The 19,153-nt window shown below is 55.6% G+C and carries 19 protein-coding genes; 15 read left to right on the top strand and 4 right to left on the bottom strand.

Annotated elements, in window-relative coordinates:
• Positions 1 to 254 precede the first annotated feature (254 nt).
• The 14 genes from Pla100_RS09335 (at position 255) to Pla100_RS09270 (ending at position 12,387) form a co-directional block, all read left to right on the top strand.
• Positions 255 to 2,666: a phosphoketolase family protein gene (locus tag Pla100_RS09335; protein ID WP_146577446.1), complete on the top strand. Its 2,412-nt coding sequence runs from the start codon at positions 255 to 257 to the stop codon at positions 2,664 to 2,666.
• An 82-nt stretch (positions 2,667 to 2,748) separates the two neighbouring features.
• A complete protein-coding gene (locus Pla100_RS09330) occupies positions 2,749 to 3,120 on the top strand; it encodes a SpoIIAA family protein (RefSeq protein WP_231602900.1) in 372 nt (123 codons plus the stop codon).
• A 103-nt stretch (positions 3,121 to 3,223) separates the two neighbouring features.
• Entirely contained in the window at positions 3,224 to 3,820 is a 597-nt protein-coding gene (locus Pla100_RS09325) for a histidine phosphatase family protein (protein WP_146577445.1), read from the top strand.
• The gene (locus tag Pla100_RS09320; protein WP_146577444.1) at positions 3,817 to 4,587 is read left to right on the top strand and encodes an HAD-IIB family hydrolase; all 771 of its coding nucleotides are present in this window, start codon (positions 3,817 to 3,819) and stop codon (positions 4,585 to 4,587) included. Before Pla100_RS09325 ends, Pla100_RS09320 begins: the two co-directional genes overlap by 4 nt.
• 55 nt (positions 4,588 to 4,642) lie before the next feature.
• Entirely contained in the window at positions 4,643 to 5,806 is a 1,164-nt protein-coding gene (locus Pla100_RS09315) for a glycoside hydrolase family 130 protein (protein WP_146577443.1), read from the top strand.
• Positions 5,787 to 7,250 carry a F0F1 ATP synthase subunit beta gene (atpD, locus tag Pla100_RS09310; RefSeq protein WP_146577442.1) on the top strand — a complete coding sequence of 488 codons (1,464 nt, stop codon included), beginning with the start codon at positions 5,787 to 5,789 and terminating at the stop codon, positions 7,248 to 7,250. Before Pla100_RS09315 ends, atpD begins: the two co-directional genes overlap by 20 nt.
• Complete coding sequence (locus tag Pla100_RS09305; protein WP_231602899.1) at positions 7,225 to 7,629, top strand: F0F1 ATP synthase subunit epsilon; 405 nt, start codon at positions 7,225 to 7,227, stop codon at positions 7,627 to 7,629. The genes atpD and Pla100_RS09305 overlap by 26 nt, the downstream gene beginning before the upstream one ends.
• Entirely contained in the window at positions 7,622 to 7,945 is a 324-nt protein-coding gene (locus Pla100_RS09300; protein WP_231602898.1) for an AtpZ/AtpI family protein, read from the top strand. The genes Pla100_RS09305 and Pla100_RS09300 overlap by 8 nt, the downstream gene beginning before the upstream one ends.
• Complete coding sequence (locus Pla100_RS09295; protein ID WP_231602897.1) at positions 7,935 to 8,249, top strand: ATP synthase subunit I; 315 nt, start codon at positions 7,935 to 7,937, stop codon at positions 8,247 to 8,249. The genes Pla100_RS09300 and Pla100_RS09295 overlap by 11 nt, the downstream gene beginning before the upstream one ends.
• Positions 8,239 to 8,940 carry a F0F1 ATP synthase subunit A gene (locus tag Pla100_RS09290; protein WP_146577440.1) on the top strand — a complete coding sequence of 234 codons (702 nt, stop codon included), beginning with the start codon at positions 8,239 to 8,241 and terminating at the stop codon, positions 8,938 to 8,940. Before Pla100_RS09295 ends, Pla100_RS09290 begins: the two co-directional genes overlap by 11 nt.
• An 8-nt stretch (positions 8,941 to 8,948) precedes the next feature.
• Entirely contained in the window at positions 8,949 to 9,230 is a 282-nt protein-coding gene (locus Pla100_RS09285) for a F0F1 ATP synthase subunit C (RefSeq protein WP_146577439.1), read from the top strand.
• A 3-nt stretch (positions 9,231 to 9,233) separates the two neighbouring features.
• Positions 9,234 to 9,983, top strand: a complete 750-nt coding sequence (locus tag Pla100_RS09280) for a F0F1 ATP synthase subunit delta (RefSeq protein WP_146577438.1) — start codon at positions 9,234 to 9,236, stop codon at positions 9,981 to 9,983.
• On the top strand, positions 9,980 to 11,506 hold the full coding sequence (locus tag Pla100_RS09275) for an alternate F1F0 ATPase, F1 subunit alpha (protein ID WP_146577437.1): 1,527 nt from the start codon (positions 9,980 to 9,982) through the stop codon (positions 11,504 to 11,506). Before Pla100_RS09280 ends, Pla100_RS09275 begins: the two co-directional genes overlap by 4 nt.
• Positions 11,503 to 12,387 (top strand): F0F1 ATP synthase subunit gamma, encoded by an 885-nt coding sequence (locus Pla100_RS09270; protein ID WP_146577436.1) that lies wholly within the window; start codon positions 11,503 to 11,505, stop codon positions 12,385 to 12,387. Before Pla100_RS09275 ends, Pla100_RS09270 begins: the two co-directional genes overlap by 4 nt.
• A gap of 86 nt (positions 12,388 to 12,473) precedes the next feature.
• On the opposite strand, the gene Pla100_RS09265 is transcribed toward Pla100_RS09270, so the two are convergent.
• Both Pla100_RS09265 and Pla100_RS09255 read right to left on the bottom strand, forming a co-directional pair.
• Positions 12,474 to 12,920 (bottom strand): hypothetical protein, encoded by a 447-nt coding sequence (locus tag Pla100_RS09265; RefSeq protein ID WP_231602896.1) that lies wholly within the window; start codon positions 12,918 to 12,920, stop codon positions 12,474 to 12,476.
• Between the two features lie 529 nt (positions 12,921 to 13,449).
• Positions 13,450 to 13,629: a hypothetical protein gene (locus Pla100_RS09255; RefSeq protein WP_146577435.1), complete on the bottom strand. Its 180-nt coding sequence runs from the start codon at positions 13,627 to 13,629 to the stop codon at positions 13,450 to 13,452.
• Between the two features lie 191 nt (positions 13,630 to 13,820).
• Between Pla100_RS09255 and Pla100_RS09250 the strand changes: the two genes are divergently transcribed.
• A complete protein-coding gene (locus Pla100_RS09250; protein WP_146577434.1) occupies positions 13,821 to 16,592 on the top strand; it encodes a hypothetical protein in 2,772 nt (923 codons plus the stop codon).
• An 11-nt stretch (positions 16,593 to 16,603) separates the two neighbouring features.
• Here Pla100_RS09250 and Pla100_RS09245 read toward each other — a convergent pair whose 3' ends face one another.
• Positions 16,604 to 18,289, bottom strand: coding sequence for an RICIN domain-containing protein (locus Pla100_RS09245; RefSeq protein WP_146577433.1), 1,686 nt, complete (start codon positions 18,287 to 18,289; stop codon positions 16,604 to 16,606).
• 322 nt (positions 18,290 to 18,611) lie between these two features.
• Positions 18,612 to 19,094, bottom strand: coding sequence for a hypothetical protein (locus Pla100_RS09240; RefSeq protein ID WP_146577432.1), 483 nt, complete (start codon positions 19,092 to 19,094; stop codon positions 18,612 to 18,614).
• Positions 19,095 to 19,153 lie beyond the last annotated feature (59 nt).

The following is a 19,153-nucleotide window of genomic DNA, read 5'->3' as shown; positions in this document are numbered from 1 at the left end:
ATTCGCACGGACGAAGAGCCAATGATCGCGCGTTCGGTCTATCGAATCATCAAGTAGCAGACCTGATCGCGAACGACGACAGCATGGATGAATCAATCTGTGGTTGAATCCGCCAGGGTCGATTCAAGGATCACGCGATAGAGCGCGCTGATCTGAAATCGTATCGTTTGGCTGGACGCTCCAGGTTGTTGGCAAGGTTGGTGCGATACGCCCATTCCGCTTCTTCGCATCAACCCAACGAAAAGGTCTGAATCATGTCAGCCGTTTTAGAACCCGCAACGCTCTCGCCTGAGATGCTGCATCGGATGGATGCCTATTGGCGGGCGGCCAACTATTTGTCGGTGGGACAGATTTATCTGTTTGATAATCCGCTGCTCAAACGGCCGCTGAGGATCGACGACATCAAGCACATGTTGCTTGGTCATTGGGGTACGACGCCGGGGCAGAGTTTCATCTATGTCCACTTGAATCGAGTCATCAAGAAATACGACCTCGACATGATCTACGTCTCTGGTCCGGGGCATGGTGGCCCTGCGGTGGTTGCCAATACCTATCTCGAAGGCACGTACAGCGAAATTTATCCCGACATCAGCCAAGACGAGGCCGGGTTGCAAAAGCTGTTTCTTCAGTTCTCGTTTCCCGGTGGCATCCCCAGCCATGCTTCGCCCGAAACGCCCGGCTCGATCCACGAAGGCGGCGAGCTGGGCTATTCGCTCAGTCATTCTTTCGGGGCCGTCTTTGACAATCCCGATTTGATTGTGGCTTGCGTTGTCGGCGACGGCGAAGCGGAAACTGGTCCGCTGGCCACGGCTTGGCATTCTAACAAGTTTCTCAATGCGGCCACCGACGGCGCGGTGCTGCCGATACTGCATCTCAATGGTTACAAGATCGCCAACCCAACCGTGTTGGCCCGTATCGAACGTGAGGAACTCGAGCAACTGCTTCGTGGATACGGTTGGACTCCTTACTTTGTCGAGGGCGACGATCCTGAATTGATGCACGAAGCAATGGCGACGACGTTGGATCGGGCGATCGAACAGATCAAGCACATTCGGCATGACGCCCGAGTGAACGAAAACTCGACTCGTCCGCGTTGGCCAATGATCGTTTTGAAGTCGCCCAAGGGTTGGACCGGACCAAAGGTTGTCGATGGCGTGCCGATCGAAGGCACCTTTCACGCTCATCAAGTTCCGCTTTCTAACCCCGCCATACACCCCGAGCACCTCGGACTGCTGGAAGACTGGCTGCGGAGCTATCGGCCCGAAGAATTGTTCAACGAAGACGGTCGCTTGAAGCCGGAACTGGCCGAACTTGCACCCGAGGGCGATCGTCGCATGGGCGCGAATCCGCATGCCAACGGCGGCATGCTGTTGCGGGATCTGCGAATGCCCGATTTCCGCGACTATGCGGAGGACGTGCCTGAACCGGGCGTGCGTGGCATCGGCGACACACATGTGCTGGGGCCTTTCGTGCGGGACGTGATGAAGCGGAACGCCGAGCAACGAAACTTTCGCGTGTTTGGTCCTGATGAGACGGCGTCCAATGGTTTGGAGGCTGTCTTCGATTTCACGAATCGGCAGTGGGACGCGCGAACAATTCCCAATGACGAGTTTCTCGCGTCGGACGGTCGCGTGCTCGATTCGATGCTCAGCGAACATCAATGCGAGGGCTGGCTGGAAGGCTACCTGCTCACGGGCAGACATGGACTATTTAACTGTTACGAAGCATTCATTCACATCATCGACTCGATGTTCAACCAGCACGCCAAGTGGTTGAAGGTCACATCGGGTTTGCCTTGGCGAAGGAAGATTGCTTCCCTGAACTATCTGCTTGCTTCACACGTCTGGCGTCAGGACCACAATGGCTTCACGCATCAAGACCCAGGTTTCATCGATCATGTTGTGAACAAGAAGGCGTCGGTGGTGCGAGTCTACTTTCCGCCCGATGCAAACTGTCTGCTGTCGGTGATGGACCATTGTTTGCGCAGTCGGCATTACGTGAACGTCGTTATCGCCGGCAAGCATCCCGCTCCGCAGTGGCTACCGATGGACGCGGCCATCGAACACTGTACTGCTGGCATTGGTGTCTGGCAGTGGGCGTCGAATGATCAAAGTGGCGATCAAGACGGCAAACCAGATGTGGTGATGGCTTGCTGCGGCGATGTGCCGACGCTGGAAACCTTAGCCGCCGTTTCGATCCTGCGAGAGCATTTGCCGGAGTTGAAGATTCGCTTGGTCAACGTGGTCGACTTGATGAAGCTGCAACCGCAAAGCGAGCATCCTCATGGGTTGAGCGACAGCGACTTCGATAAGTTGTTCACCGACGACAAGCCGATCATCTTCGCCTTTCACGCTTACCCTTCGCTGATTCATCAGCTCACCTATCGCCGTACCAACCATAAGAACCTTCACGTCCGCGGCTACAAGGAAGAAGGCACGATCACGACGCCGTTCGACATGACGGTGCTGAACGATCTAGATCGTTTTCATTTAGTGATGGACACGATTGACCGGCTACCACAGACCGGCCAACCGGGCGTTCGCCTTAAACAGCGACTTCAAGCAAAGTTGATTGAACACGGGCAATACATCCGTAAGCACGGTCGAGACATGCCGGAGATTCGGGACTGGAAATGGGGCAAAACAATGACAGCACGAAAAAATTGAGACGAATCTGCTCGACGACAGAATGACTTTTCTTGCTCGATCATATTCTTGTCAATTCAAATCGCATGAAAGAAACAAATCAATGCTGAAACACACACTACTCACCGGCGAGGGGATTCTCATCCTCGAACCATCGGACGCGTTGGAGGCCGCCGACTTCGAAGCGATGATTCACGACATAGATCCCTATCTCGCGGAACATGAGTCATTGGCCGGAGTCATGATTTTCGCCAAAGCGTTTCCTGGTTGGCTGAATCTAGAAGCCGCCATTAGTCACTTGCAACTCATCAAAAACTATCACCAAAATATTAAGCGACTGGCGATTGTAAGTGACAACGGCCTGCTCACCGCCTTGCCAAAGTTTGCCGCACATATGGTGCATCCTGATGTCAAGCATTTCTCGGAATCCGAATACGAAGATGCGCTCAGTTGGCTAAAAGAGGCAAGAAAATGATTGGGAAAAAAGATTCTAGCGGCGACTACTTTCGCTCTTTCGCACACTCCTGTCGCACTTCATCTCTCTGCCCCACCATCTTTTTGTGCCAAACTGATTCCCAATGACGCTCCGCTTGTTCTTCATGCGTCATGGCGAAACGGAATGGTCGCTCAGCGGGCAACACACCGGACGCGCGGATATTCCGTTGACGGCAAACGGTGAAGACGAAGCTCGCCGACTTGGTGAACGGCTTCGTGTCTATGCTTTCAACCACGTACTAAGCAGCCCGCTGCAACGATCGTGGCGTACTTGCGAACTGGCTGGTTTGTCGCAAGACACCAAAGTCGAACAAGACCTGATCGAGTGGGACGATGGCGATTACGAAGGGCGAACATCTGCTGAGATCCATGCGACGCGACCAGAGTGGAATGTGTTTCGCGACGGTTGTCTCGGCGGTGAGATGCCAGACGAGATTTCGACGCGGGCCGATCGACTGATTGAGCGTCTTACGAAATTGGATGGCAACGTCGCCCTATTCTCACACAGTCATTTTGGTCGCGTCCTGGCCGTACGTTGGATCGGACTTGCGGTGGAACACGCACAGTCGTTGTTGCTCAGCACTGCGTCTCTCAGCATTCTTGGCTACGAGCACGATCGGCCCACCATCGTCTTGTGGAACTCTGCTCCACTATCGCAGTTCGTCGAGACCGATCCATGAAAGAGCTGATTGTATTCGACTTGGACGGCACACTCGCCCAGAGCAAATCGCCGGTGGACAGTGAGATGGCGGAACTGCTTACATCGCTGTTACGCGTCACGAGGGTCGCGGTGATTTCGGGTGGTGCGTGGCTGCAGTTTGAAAAACAATTGCTCGCCAAGCTGCCTCGTCATGCGCAGATTGAGCGTTTGTCGATTTTGCCGACCTGCGGGACACGCTTCTATCGGTTTGATGCCAAGTGGAATTCGATCTACGCCGACGATTTCGATGCGTCTGAAAAGGCAAAAATTACCACTGCGATCACTCAGGCAATTGGCACCTTGGAAACCCACGATGCCCAAATCTGGGGCGAACAGATCGAAGATCGTGGCAGTCAGGTCACGTATTCCGGCTTGGGGCAGCTGGCTCCCATTGAAGCAAAGCGTAAGTGGGATCCTGACTTTGCGAAGCGAAAGAAGATTCAAGCAATCCTTGATGACTTGATTCCAGAGTTCTCGGTCAACTTGGGTGGCACAACGTCGATTGATATCACCAAGCCAGGAATCGACAAAGCGTTTGGGATTGGCAAGCTCCGCGACACATTGGGTATCGCGATCTCCGACATGCTCTTCATCGGTGACGCGATTTTCCCTGGCGGGAACGATTACCCGGCCAAGCAAGCGGGAGTGACGTCGATCTGCGTTCGAGATTCAGAGGAAACAAAGCGTGTAGTTGAGGCGATCGTGGCTTGTGTTGAAGGGCAAAAAAATGCCGGGGCAAAAAAATAAAAGAGCCGACCGCGCGACATTTATTTGCCCACCCATTCTTTTGCCCAAAACAACAATGAACAATTTTCAACTGAAACGCCTTGGCTTACTCATGGAACCGGAACCCGGTAATCCGCATGAAGTCGGCGGGGTTCTGAATCCGGCGGCGGTTCGCGGACCGAATGGGAACTTGTATCTCTTTCCACGACTCGTTGCCAATGACAACTTCTCCCGCATCGGCATTGCTCGAGTCCAGTTCGACGATGCCGGTGATCCGTGCGGCGTCGAGCGGTTGGGGATCGCGTTGGAACCGGAAGCGGATTACGAGTTGCAGGCAAATGGTCGCGGTGGATGTGAAGACGCACGCGTCACCTATGTGGAACGCTTCGAGCGTTATTTGATGACCTACACCGCGTTTTCCAGGAGTGGTCCTCGCATCGCTTTGGCGGTGTCCGACGACTTGTTTCACTGGAGGCGTTTAGGGCTCGCCACCTTTGAACCGTTCCGCGGTACAGACTTCGTTGGTGTCGCCAACAAAGACGCAAGTCTATTTCCAGTCGCGATACCGAACCACCGAGGCAAACTGCAACTTGCAATGATTCATCGGCCTCTGTTTCCCGGATCACTGCCGGAAGAAACGGACTGTGATGAATGCTCGCGGATGGTCGATCTCGAACACGAAAGCATTTGGATCTCCTATTGCCCGATGGAACTGGATGGGATCGCGCCAAAGCATCTGGGTCTATTCAATTCCCATCATCGCTTGGCGACGCCCGTCGAGCCTTGGGAGTCACTAAAAATCGGCGGCGGCACCCCGCCGATGATGACGCGGCATGGCTGGATGATGCTTTATCACGGTGTTCACGCGGAAGAATCCAACGACGCAGCGAACCGACGCCTCTGTTATTCCGCCGGTGTCATGATCCTGTCGAAAGAGCATCCGCGAACGATTCTGTATCGTTCCGCTGAGCCAATCTTGACGCCGACTGATCCCCACGAACGCGATGGCGTCGTCGAGAACGTGGTGTTCCCAACCGGCATTGATTGCCGAACGGACATCGGGCAACCCGATCGGTTCGACGTCTACTACGGCATGGCCGATTCACGCATCGGTGTCGCGACCCTGCACGTTCCGACACAACTACCAACGACAATACGGCCAATCGTCGACCCTCCCAATTCCATTGTACCGCTCGTCCCAACGCTTTCGGAGGTTCCGGTTGAAAGCCCAACAAGCTGATTCACTAAACCAGGGTGTCGTCGTGTCGGTGCGGGGGAGCGTCGTCGACGTTCGCTTTGACCAACACCTGCCTCCGATCCATTCGATTTTACGGACCGGCGATCGACAGCAGATCGTCCTCGAAGTGTTATCGCAGCAAGACGCACATAGCGTGCGTGGCATCGCGCTCACACCGACGCAAGGATTGGCTCGCGGGATGGCGGTGCAAGATACCGGCGGGCCACTGGAGGCTCCGGTCGGCAAAGCTTTGTTGTCCCGCATGTTCGATGTTTTCGGGAATACGATTGACCTTGGTGACGAACTAACAGGCGTCGAGCGGCGGAGCGTCCACCGCGACCCACCGCCTCTGTCGCGAAGGTCGACCAAGTCGGAAGTTTTCGAGACGGGGATCAAGGTGATCGACGTTCTTGTGCCGCTCGAACGCGGCGGAAAAGCCGGGCTGTTTGGAGGTGCCGGAGTGGGAAAGACGGTGTTGCTGACCGAGTTGATTCACAACATGGTCGGCAAGCAAAAGGGCGTCAGTATTTTCTGCGGCATTGGCGAGCGTTGCCGAGAAGGAGAGGAACTGTACCGCGAAATGAAGGACGCGGGCGTGCTCAAAGACATGGCGATGGTGTTCGGTCAAATGAATGAACCACCTGGCGCTCGGTTTCGCGTCGGGCATGTCGCACTCACGATGGCCGAGTACTTTCGAGACGACGAACAACGCGACGTGTTGTTGCTGATCGACAACATCTTTCGCTTCATCCAAGCCGGGATGGAAGTGTCCGGGTTGATGGGACAGATGCCATCGAGACTGGGATATCAGCCCACGATGGGTACCGAGCTTGCGAGCCTCGAGGAACGCATCGCCAACACGAGCACCGGCGCGATCACGTCGATTCAAGCCGTTTACGTTCCCGCCGATGACTTCACCGACCCGGCCGCCGTTCATACGTTTTCACACCTCTCGGCGTCGATCGTGCTTTCACGCAAACGAGCCAGCGAGGGACTTTTCCCCGCGATCGACCCGTTGCAATCGAGTTCCAAGATGGCGACGGCGAGTGTCGTTGGCAGGCGACACTACGAACTGGCTCAGGAGATCCGTCGAACGCTGGCTCAGTACGCCGACCTGAAAGACATCATCGCGATGCTCGGCCTGGAACAACTGTCGCCAAAAGACCGAAAGATCGTCGGCCGTGCGAGGCGTCTAGAACGTTTTTTGACGCAACCATTCTTTACGACGGAACAGTTCACGAGTTTGAAGGGAAAGCTGGTCAGCCTGGACGACGCGCTCGATGGTTGTGAGCGAATTTTGAACGACGAATTTGAGGATGCCGACGAGAGCGATCTGTACATGATCGGCAAGATCGACGAAGCAAAGGTGAAGGCCAAAACGAAGCCAGCGTCAGAACCAACCTCAGACGAAAGGAGCCAGCATGTCGCGGGAACTCATGCGACTTAAGATCCTGTTGCCTTTTGGCGTCTTTGCGGACAAGACAGGAGTAACGCGGATCGTGGCCGAGTCACGTGCCGGATCGTTCGGGCTTTTGCCTCACCGGCTCGATTGCGTGGCGTCGCTGATGCCGGGGATTTTGATCTACGAGACCGAAGACGAAGGCCAGGTCTATACGGCGATCGACGAAGGCGTGCTGATCAAGACTGGGCTGGAAGTGCGGGTGTCCGTTCGTAACGCCATCGTGGGATCGGACCTGGGCCATCTGCAATCCGCAGTACGCGACGAGTTTATGGATTTGGATGAACAACAACAGTCCGTTCGCCAGTCGATGGCCAAGTTGGAATCGAATATCGTTCATCGGTTGGCGGAGTTGCATCGTGACTAATCCGTCCGAAAAACAAACCGGCTTTCAACAGCAGGTTCGCACGAAGGCAAAACGCAAACTCAAGGCTCAGCGTTCGGCGCATCAAGGCGTCTGGTTTGGACTGGGCATGATGGGATTGATCGGCTGGTCGATCGTCGTTCCCACGCTGCTGGGTGCGGCCATCGGTGCGTGGTTGGATCGCAATCACGCCGCCAGCCACTCGTGGACGCTGACGCTTTTGATCGCGGGACTGCTGATCGGATGTTGGAGTGCTTGGCAATGGGTGGCAAAGGAAGACAAAGCAATGCGGGACGAACAGGAGGACGATGATGAATGACGGACTGGCTTTGATTTTCGCGTTCGCGGCCGGCATGTTGCTGGGATGTGTGTTCTTTGGCGGTCTCTGGTGGACCATTCGCAAGTGCGTCGCGACACCGTATCCAGCACGCTGGATGTTGGGCAGTGCGCTCGCTCGAATGAGCATTACGCTTGCCGGGTTCTACTTCGTCAGTGCTGGACAACTCAAACCACTACTGGCTTGCTTGGTCGGATTCATCGCGGCGAGATTGATCGTCACGCGTTTAACTCGACCTGCGATTCAAGTTCTGGCCAAGACACAGGAGACCCATCATGCGACTTAGTCCCGACGAACTTGTCTTTTGGCAATACGGATGGTTCAAGTTAAACGCCACCATTGTGTTCACCTGGGCGATCATTTTGGTGATGGCGATCGGGGCCAAGCTGATCACGCGAAAGCTATCGACGGATCACCAGCGGAGTCGCTGGCAGAACCTGCTCGAAATCGTCATCTGCGGAATTCAGCAACAAATCGAGGACATCGGACTCAAGCAACCTCGCAAGTACATCGGCTTTCTAGGCACCCTGTTTCTATTCGTCGCTGTCTCCGCTCTATGTACCGTCATTCCAGGCTACGAACCACCGACCGGTTCGCTGTCGACCACGATGGCACTCGCAATGTGCGTCTTCGTCGCAGTACCGCTGTTTGGCATCGAGGCACAGGGAATTGGCGGATACTTGCGTACTTACATTGAACCGACGGTGATCATGCTTCCCTTCAACCTCATCAGCGAAGCGTCGCGGACGCTAGCGTTGGCAGTGCGTTTGTTCGGAAACATGATGAGCGGGGCGATGATCATGGCCATTCTACTGACGATCACTCCACTGCTGTTCCCCATCGTCATGACGGCACTTGGACTGCTGACCGGAATGGTCCAAGCGTACATCTTTAGCATTTTGGCGGCCGTCTACATCGCGGCGGCCACGAGAGTCCGCGAGACGAAACCGAAGAAACACCAACCACAACCAACATAGGAAATACCATGGACAGCATGACCATTATTGGAATGACCTCGATGATCTGTGCCACATTCGCAACCAGCATCGGTTGCATGATGCCTGCCATTGCAGAAGGAAAAGCGGTGGCGACGGCGTTGAGTGCCCTGGCACAACAGCCCGACGCCTCCTCCACCATCACGCGGACCCTGTTCGTCGGCCTCGCAATGATCGAATCGACCGCTATCTACTGCTTTGTCGTTTCGATGATTCTGATTTTTGCCAATCCGTTTTGGAATCACTTCATCGCTCAAGCAACAGGGAATTAGCTCATGCTGGTCGATTGGTTTACCGTCGCCGCACAGGCCATCAACTTCCTGATCCTTGTGTGGTTATTGAATCGCTACTTGTACCGCCCAATTTTGCACGCCATTGATGAACGCGAAAAGAAGATCGCGGCGGAATTGGCTGACGCGGATGCGAAACGTGCGGAAGCAAAACAGGAACGCGACGAATTCGAGCGCAAGAACGATGAGTTTGACCAGCAACGTGCCGCATTGTTGAGCAAAGCCACCGAAGAGGCGGCGACGGAACGTACGCGACTGCTCGATGATGCAACGAAAGCCGCCGACGAACTTGCCACCAAACGCCGCGATGCGTTGGAGACCGAGCAGAAAGACTTGAGCGAAGAGATATCGCGGCGAACCCACCAAGAAGTGTTCGCCTTGACGCGAAAAACGCTGAGCGACTTGGCGTCGGTGGATTTGGAAAAGCGGATGTGTGACGTCTTCACCGATCGCCTGCGATCGCTCGACGGAGAAGTCCGACAAGAGTTGTCCGCCGCCACCGAGAATGGAAAGCAATCGACCCGAGTGCGAAGTGCATTTGCATTGCCAACCGAGCAGCGATCGCAAATACAAACGGCATTGAACGAAATGATGTCAGCCGACGTTCCGATCCAGTTCGATGCTGAACCAAACCTCATCAGCGGCATCGAGTTAACGGTCAACGGCAAAAAGATGGCGTGGAGCGTGAACGGGTATCTAGAAAACGCGGAGGCGGGGATAACTAGTTCACCATGAGCACTCTACGATCCATCTATGATAACGCTTTTTCGCAACTCACAAACACCCGCGAAGCCTTCAGGCCAAAACTTTCACTTCGCGAGATTGGCACGATCACCAATGTTGCAACCGGGATCGCGAAGGTGTCGGGACTTCCGAATGTTGGATTTGAGGAACTTGTGCGTTTTCCTGGCGACGTGTACGGGATTGCGTTCAATGTGGACGAGCACGAGATAGGCGTCGTGTTGCTGGGCGACTACTCGCGGTTGCAAGCAGGCGACGAGGTCTGGCGTACCGGCCGAGTGATGGATGTGGCTGTCGGCGAAGGTTTGCTGGGACGCGTGGTCGATCCACTCGGGCGACCTCTCGATGGCAACGGCGTCGTGCATTGCAATGAGCGTCTTCCCATCGAGCGCCCCGCACCACCAATCATGGATCGTGCTCCTGTGACCGTGCCGCTGCAAACGGGAATCAAAGTCATCGACGCTCTGATTCCCATCGGACGAGGGCAACGCGAGTTGATTCTGGGTGATCGTCAGACCGGGAAGACCGCGATCGCACTCGACACGATGATCAACCAGCGCGGCCAGGATACCGTTTGCGTTTATTGCGCGATCGGTCAGCGGGCTTCCGCGGTCGCCAAAGCTGTCGCGGTTCTGAAGGAGAACGACGCGATGGAATACACGGTCGTGGTGGTCAGTGAAGGAAACGATCCACCCGGCTTGGCCTACATTGCACCGTACGCCGCAACCAGCATTGCCGAGTACTTTATGGAGCAAGGTCGCGACGTGCTGATCGTCTACGATGACTTGACTCAGCACGCGCGAGCCTATCGCGAACTGTCCCTGTTACTGCGTCGGCCACCGGGGCGCGAAGCGTTTCCGGGCGACATTTTTTACATTCACTCACGATTGCTGGAACGCTCAACGCACCTGCGAGAGGACTTGGGCGGCGGATCACTGACAGCCCTTCCGATCATCGAAACGGAAGCTCAGGATATTTCCGCGTACATTCCCACGAACCTGATTTCCATAACCGACGGGCAAATCTATTTGTCGCCGGCCCTGTTCGAGCTAGGCGTCCTGCCGGCGGTGGACGTGGGGAAATCGGTTTCGCGTGTCGGTGGCAAAGCCCAGCGAGCGACCTACCGATCGGTCGCTGGAGATTTGAAACTTGCCTACGCTCAGTTTCAAGAGCTGGAGACGTTCGCGCGCTTTGGTGCTCGGCTGGACGAAAGCACTCGCGCGATTATCGCCAATGGTCAGCGAATCCGATCCTGTCTGAAGCAGCCCGAGTTTTCGCCGGTGTCGGTTCCCTCACAAATCGCAATCTTGTTGGCGCTGAGTGAGGGCCTCTTTGACGACGTGCCGATCGAGAAGATGCCAGAGGCGGAACAATTGGTGAAAGTCGCGGCGGCCAACATGCCAGCGGCGATTCGCGAACGGTTGGACACAGCCAAGAAGTTCAGCGACGAAGATCAGCAAGCGATTGTCAAGTTGACTCGCAGCGCCATTGCGTCCGTCGTCAAAGGATCGTCATGAGCAATAGTATGGCGGACCTGCGGCGCAAGATCGGCACCGCCGAAGACTTGCAGTCGGTGGTTCGCACCATGAAAGCGATAGCAGCGTCCAGCGTCGAGCAGTACGAACGTTCCGTGCTCGCTTTGCAAGATTACTACCAAGCGATCGAACTTGGGCTGAGTGCTTGCTTTCAAAAAGAAGGCATTGCAACTCCGCTGCATTCGACGACGACAACGGGAAAGCCCAAGGTCATCTCAGCCATCGTGTTTGGCTCCGACCAAGGTTTGGTTGGCCAATTCAACGATGTGATCACCGACTTTGCAGTGGAGAAGCTGTCGGATGTTGCCGGCGAGTTAAAGGTTTGGGCTGTAGGCGAACGAGTGCATGGGCGGCTCGCGGATTCCGGATTGCTGCTGCACGGACTGTTCCCGGTGCCCAATTCCGTCAAGGGAATTGCAGCGCTGGTGGGACAAATGCAAATCGAAAGCATCAGTGATCAACTCGACCACGAATCGACTTCCGTTTTCGTGTTCCACAACCGCCCGCAGACTGGATCCCTTTATGAACCGGTCTCGCAGCGACTGCTACCACTCGACTCGCAATGGAAACAACGCCTGACCGAACTTCAATGGCCGACGCACAGCCGCGCGGAAATCCTGGGAGGCCATCTGGTGACGTTGCAATCGTTGATCCACGAATACCTATTCATCACATTGTACCGAGCCTGTGCCGAGTCGCTCGCCAGCGAGAACGCCAGCCGACTCGCCGCCATGCAGCGAGCCGATAAAAACATCGACGAGCTACTTGAAACCCTGCACACCCAATTCCACCGCCAGCGACAAGGCAGCATCGACGAGGAACTATTCGACGTCGTCTCCGGCTTTGACGCTCTTTCAAGCTAGTCGTTCCGCCACCAGGGTTGTAGTTTCAAGAATCGCTGGATCTATCATCACCCATACGGCACGAAAAAAGCCAGCAGAAAGGTGGCTTATCGAGGTTCAAATTGACTTGGACGTTTATTCTTCATCGTGTTCATAAGACGATGGCCAATCGTCGAGGATGCCGGGGTAGGCTTCTCCTGGATGGCCGGAAGGTAGGTCGTCGGGTTAGGAGTGACCCGGTGGCAGGTGATAGGGATGGTCCGGCGGCAGTCGCGGCCACATATATGTGGTGGCAACGGGGATTCGATCACGACTGGTTCTTCCGGACGCGGCGGCCAGTCGTAGTCATCGGGCCACCAGGGCGGGCGTGGGCCTGGATCGGGCATACCGGGTGGGTTGTCGTCGGGCCACACCGGCGGCGGTGGTGGGGGCGGCGGTGTCAAGGTAATCAGACCGTCGGGTTCCTCGGGTTCGTAAGGAGGTTTGTCGCCCGGCGGATCGAACGGAGGGACGAACGGGTTCGGTGGCATGTGGGGTTCATAAGGTCCGGGCATCACTCGGCACTCCGTTGAAGAGGATCGGGATGGACGAAGGCGGTGCGTTTGCTAGGGCACAGTCCGCACTGCGGGATGGCTTTGGTTTCGATGAAGGTGCGAAGTTCATCGTCGGTGGCGGTGGGTTCGATCGCTTTGTAGTCCCGGAAAAGGTGCCACCGCGGGAGGCCGCGCAGATTTAGCTTCGCATTAAGGAAGAAAAGGTTCCAGGACTCAAAAGCAGTCAAGCGTGCGAGAGCCCGCATAGGGCAAGGCACCGTGAGCCGACGAAACCCGACAAGCTCATCATGTTGCAGTGGGTTTCACCAGTTGGCTAGCGCGCACAGGTGGCCGACTCCGGAGCGAGATGGAGAGAAGCTCTCGTCGGGGTCAGGTTTTCGGTTTTGACTTGGATAGAATCTGAAGGACGCACTTCGGATTCCCCTTGGAGCTTGTTCGATGGCTCACCACCTTCGCGTTCGATTCCCTGGTGCAGTTAAGACCAAAGACGAAGCCAGACAGCCCAAGGTTGCTGATTTCAAGGGGCCGGTCACATGGGTTCATCCAAGTCCTTGTTGTGATTCGGTGTCTCATTGCGTCCTAGGTATTTGAAGAACTTTTCCCATGCCCAATTCATGAGAAATCCGAGCAGGATTAGAAACGTTGCGAATCCAAGCCCGGTAACTCCGATGACGACGTATTCGAGCCAAGTCGGGATTGGCATTACCATTGATCACTCCAAATTTGTAAGGGACTCATGCTTTGTTTCTTGAGCCCGTCGAAGAAGGAGAAGTGTGGGCTATTTCGCGTTTTTTGACGGGACGATTGAGACCGGTATAGCTTGGGGATCCTAGGTTGCTGTTCTGTCCGATTCGGAACCGTTTACAATGAGACCCAACCACCAAACACTCGGATGACTCGATGACGAAGTTGACTGCAATGAACCGGACTGCCTTGACCAAGTATAGACGTCGCCCGAACAGATCGCTCGCCCTAAGTTACCTCCGGTGCGTTTTGCTTTTCGGTGCCGCGTTTTCGCTGGTTCGTTCCACAGTTGCGATGGCGGACGAGCTGATCTGGATCGAAGGCGAGGATGCGAATCGCCAACAGATGAATCGCCATCCGTGGTATGACGACGTGGATCGATCGCAACTCTCCGGCGGTGAATTGATTTCCAATTTCAGTGATCAAGCCGCCGGTACCGCCAGTTATCAGTTCAATGTCAACGAGGCTGGAAAGCACGTCTTTTGGATTCGGACCAACCCGATCGCGAGCACACTCAGCTACCAACTCAACGATGCCCCACCCCGGCCGATCTCGACCGCGACGAATCAACGAGACGCGGTCAATATCGCCGCCGACGGCAAGCCAGACTTGCGTTTTCTGAGTTGGATCCGGGTGGGTGAGGTCACGCTTGATGCTGGTTCCAATGAAGTGACGTTTCGCTTGGATAGTGAGAATCACCACCACGGCTATCTCGATTGCCTGGTGTTCGCCACAACGACGTTTCAACCCAACGGAAAATGGAAGCCGGGTGAGCAATCGGCTACTCCGTCGGCGGAGGGCTGGTTCGCGTTTCGCCCCGATGCGGACGGTCTCAATGCGGACGGTATCGATGCGAATCAAACCAGTGCGATCGACTTGCGTTTTCTCAATGAGTCCCAAGCGGGTGAGCGGGGCCGGATTGTCGCACGCGATGGGCGTTTCTGGCACGGCCGATCCGATCAGCCGGTTCGTTTTTGGGCCGTCAATGGACCGCCCGAACAATTAACCGGAGTCGAACTCCAGCGGTGCGCCCGTCAGTTGGCACGTTACGGCGTGAACTTGGTGCGCGTTCATAAGCCAATCTTCTTGCCCAATGGTGAGCCGAATGAGGAGACGATTCGTCACCACCACGAGATCGTTCGTGTGATGAAGGCCGAGGGCATCTATGTGCATTTTTCGTTCTACTTTCCGCTCTGGTTCAACCCCGCGAAGGATCTCGATTGGCTGCCCGGCTATGACGGTTCAAGTCATCCGTTCGCAACGCTGATGTTCAATCCGGAATTTCAGGATAAGTATCGTGACTGGCTGGCGGCACTGTTGAACACGCCCGATGCGACGACGGGGGTGAGTCTTGCCAGCGACCCGGCGGTGTTCGGAATCGAACTGCAGAACGAAGACTCGTTCTTCTTCTGGACCTTTAGCCCGGAGAATCTGCCTGAACCTCAACGACAACTCATCGAGTCACAATTTGCCCACTGGATGATTACCAAATATGGCAGCATCGCCAACGCGACCAAGCGATGGAATAGCAGCCCGCTAGAGCGTGACCGGCCCGACGATGGCCGAATGGGTATACGTCCGCTGTGGAACATTGCCAACGAGCGAACGACGCGTGACCAAGACACTGCGGCGTTCCTACTCGATACGCAGACGGGCTTTTATCGCTCGATGGTTCAGTTCGCACGAGACCAAGGATTTGAAGGATTGATCACCGCGTCGAACTGGCATACGGCCAGTCCCGAGCGGTTTGGTCCGCTGGAAAAGCTCAGCTACATGGAGGGCGACTTTGTTGACCGACACGGCTACTTCAGTTGCAACCACCGCGGGGAGAATGCTGCTTGGTCGATCCGTGCCGGACACACGTTCGGACACCGAAGTGCCTTGCGGTTGGACGACTCCACGCCGGGGGGGCCGAAGCAGTTCACGCATCCGGTGATGGACATCCAGTACAATGATAAGCCGTCAATGATTTCCGAAACGACGTTCACTCGTCCCAATCGCTACCGCAGTGAAGCGCCGCTTTACTACGCCGCCTACGGTGCCTTGCAAGATAGCGACAGTCTGGTGCACTTCGCGTTCGATGGGATGCACTGGCAGGTTCAGCCGCGGTTTTGGATGCAACCCTGGACGCTGGCATCGCCCAGCATGATGGGGCAATTTCCAGCAGCCGCGTTACTATACCGGCGAGGTCTGGTAAGTGCCGCGCCGGTGGTCGCTCAGATCGATTTGAGCGTCGACGACTTACGCCAACTTCGTGGAACCCCGCTGCCCGAAGGGGCATCGTTTGATGAACTGCGTGCCCAAGATGTCCCCGTTGGTTTGACCGCAGAGCCCGGACAGCCCCTCGATCCGTTGATGCACTACGTCGGGCGGGTCCAAGTCCGGTTTGTCGATACGCCGGGGAAGGTCCGATTGGATGAAGCGATTTCGAGAATCGATCGCGCTGAGAAAATGGTTCATAGCGCGACCGATGAACTTCGCTTGGACTATGCCGCCGGGTTACTAACGATCAACAGCGCCAAAGCTCAAGGGCTTAGCGGCAACTTGTCGATGCACGGTGTCCAGCGATTGCGAGACGTTGAAATGACATCTCCCCAAGACCTGATTCATCTGATCGCGGTGGCTTGGGATGACCAACCGCTCGAAACTTCGAGTCAGATACTGCTTCAAGTCATGACCGAGGAACAAACCAACGGTTTTGAAACCAAGCCGGTCCAAGATGACCTCCTGCAGATCCAGGAGATCGGCACGGACCCATGGCAGGTTCGTGAGATCGAAGGGACGGTCCGTTTCCTGCGTCCTGACGCTGCGAAACTACGGGTAACGGCCCTCGATCACGCGGGTCGTCGAAGTCAGAAACTCGGCTGGGCCGAGGAAATCAAACTACTGCCTGAGACCATCTACTATCTCATTGAGAAGATGCCATGACGATGCTAGCCCTAACGGCTAGGAGAGATGAGGTCTTGAAGTGGATCAGTCGTTGAAGATCCGCGCCACTGAGCGGGATCGATCCGTCGTACCGCGCCAGGATTTTGCTGTCGTTTGGCGGCCGCGTAGATGTCGGTCTTGCCTCCTTTGAAACGATCTCCCGCAGGAACCTTGATCAGCCCTAATGACTTTGGTGCCCGATTGACATCGTCGACTCGCCCTCCACCTCGCGCGGTGCGATCAATGGAAATCGACTGAACGGACAGTTCATAGACACTGATGTCGTACAGTTGCTTCGGTGGCGTTTCACCGCTAACGCGATTCTCGTTCACGGTCCGGCCCCCCGCGATCGGAATCTCCCAAACTTCGACGACTTGCGATCCCGCATCCCGGTCCAGCATCATCGAGATCGACTTGCCGGAAGGGATCGTCAGTTGGCGTGATTTCGTGGCATCCCTCAGGTCACTTACGAGAACCCATAGTTCTTCGCTGTGCGAGTTGGTTAGCTCGATCGCGACCGGTTCGAGCGGCGGATTCGCAACCACTTCTTGCGAAATCCGGCGCGGTCCGGCCGGTTTAGGCGAAGGCATTCCCGTTGCCATTCGACGCCAAAAAAAAACGGACGTCGCGCCGCTTAATTCTCGAAAATCGATTCGGTTCGCTGTCAGCGTCACCAGAAACTGTTCAGGGCCTGCCCCCGTGTGGTTCAGGGACAGTTGATCGCCTAGCAATCGAACTGTTCCAAGACGATCTGGTTTACCCGGTTCGGTTTGACGGAAAGTGAGATCGTTACGAATTTCGACCGTGATTCCCATTGGCTGATTCGTGGCGATCAAGCATTCCTGCCATTTACCCACAAGTTCACTACCCGTGGCGGTCGGCAACTTGGTAAAGGTCCACGACTGGCCGGTCACGTTACTGCTTGCGGCAAGAATCGGTTCGTTCCGTCCACCTCCATCATTGTCGAGCGACGAACCCGCCCCGAACGCTTCATTGGTGATTCGCATCTCAGGTCCCAACGCAGTGAGCCTCCATAATTGGGCACTGGATCGAAGGTCAGTCGGCTCCATGGTTGGTCGCGGGTCGCGGGTATGGACGGTGAGCGAGAAGCCGTCGCCCAAGGCAACGTTCTTGATTCGATACGTTTCTGTTGCAACCGCTTCGAATCGCCAGGACTGGGCAGTGAAGTCGCCACTTGGATCCATTGATGTCGCACCACGCGGACTGGTCGCGAACGAGCGATTGGATCCCAGGAACGCGTTCGTCAAACGATAATTCTGTGTGGTGTCGACCAGTCCACCGCCAAGTGCCGCAGCTAGTCCTCCGACGGGCATCGCAACCCGAGTGATCTGCATTTGACTCGGGCGAAACTGAGCCGATCCCAGGTGGGGAATCTCAGCGATCTGCATCGTTCCCGTCCCCGTACTCGGCCATCGGATGATCTGACGCAGCGTTGTATTGGCAAAACCGAGGTAACCCAAAGCATCGTATCGCGTGTCACGTGAATAAACACTCACGTTACCGTGGTGGGTGATGGAAAGAGTCGACGCAGACAACTCGGCCGTAGATCGCGTGGCCGTTCCCGGAACTGACAGTTCATATCGTTCTTGCGCCGCCGTGAAACCACTTGGGACAATTAGCATCGCGATCGAGAGAATCAATGGCAGTCTTAATGTGTAGCGATCTCCACAATTCATGATTCACTCTCAGATTGGTGCTAGGCGGTTGGATCGATCCATTCGTCAATTCTAACAAAACGGGCCGTTCGGGGTGACCCGAGACAGTTCTGTGGATTCACGAGTCCCTCGCAGCAAGATTATTCACTCGATTTGGTGCTGAGACGTCAGCACCAAGCGTTTCTCCATCAGTTATCGCTGCATTCGGTGTTTTTTTACGGCAATTGATACAAGCCCGACGCGCAAGCGAGGGAATCCACTCCAAACTTCGCAATACCAGCGACTCCACTCGCTTGCGCGTCGGGCTTGTATGTTTGCGGCGTAGCCGCCTTAAGTGCGTGTACTAAAGGTTCATAACCGCAGAGACAACGATCATGCCGGGAATCAGGATCATTAACGAGGCGGCGGCTGCTCCGAGAGCTTTCCAATTGCCGTTCGGTTTCCGGTTGCCCTTCTCTTCGAGCTTGCCAAAAAGTTTGATCGCGACTTGTTGCATGATCATGCCATAGCCCAACGCGATCCAAATGCCGGAGACGGGCGGAAGACGGTCTCCCACCATCATCGAAACGCTCGTGAAGGCGACCGACGCAGTGAGTCCGAAAAGAAGGGCGGTAGTGGCCGATTTGGAATCACCGCGACGCTGATAGTTTCGAGCAATCAGCATCGCTCCGGCGAATGGCGACGCCAAAAAAGAGGCAAAGAAAACATGCCGTTCATCAAAGTCGGCTACCGCCTGTTTCGTGCCGCTGTCTGCTTTCCCTGGAAGGGACGATGAGACTTGGTAGGGATTCGTTGAGCGATTGCGGGGCTGGCTGACGGTTGACATGGGAAGCACTCCGAACTGAGAGAATGTTGTTGGTGAAATGAACTGGGGCACAACTTTTC

It is taken from the genome of Neorhodopirellula pilleata, from assembly GCF_007859915.1.
Taxonomy (GTDB): domain Bacteria; phylum Planctomycetota; class Planctomycetia; order Pirellulales; family Pirellulaceae; genus Rhodopirellula; species Rhodopirellula pilleata.
This window is presented reverse-complemented; position numbering and strand designations above follow the sequence as displayed.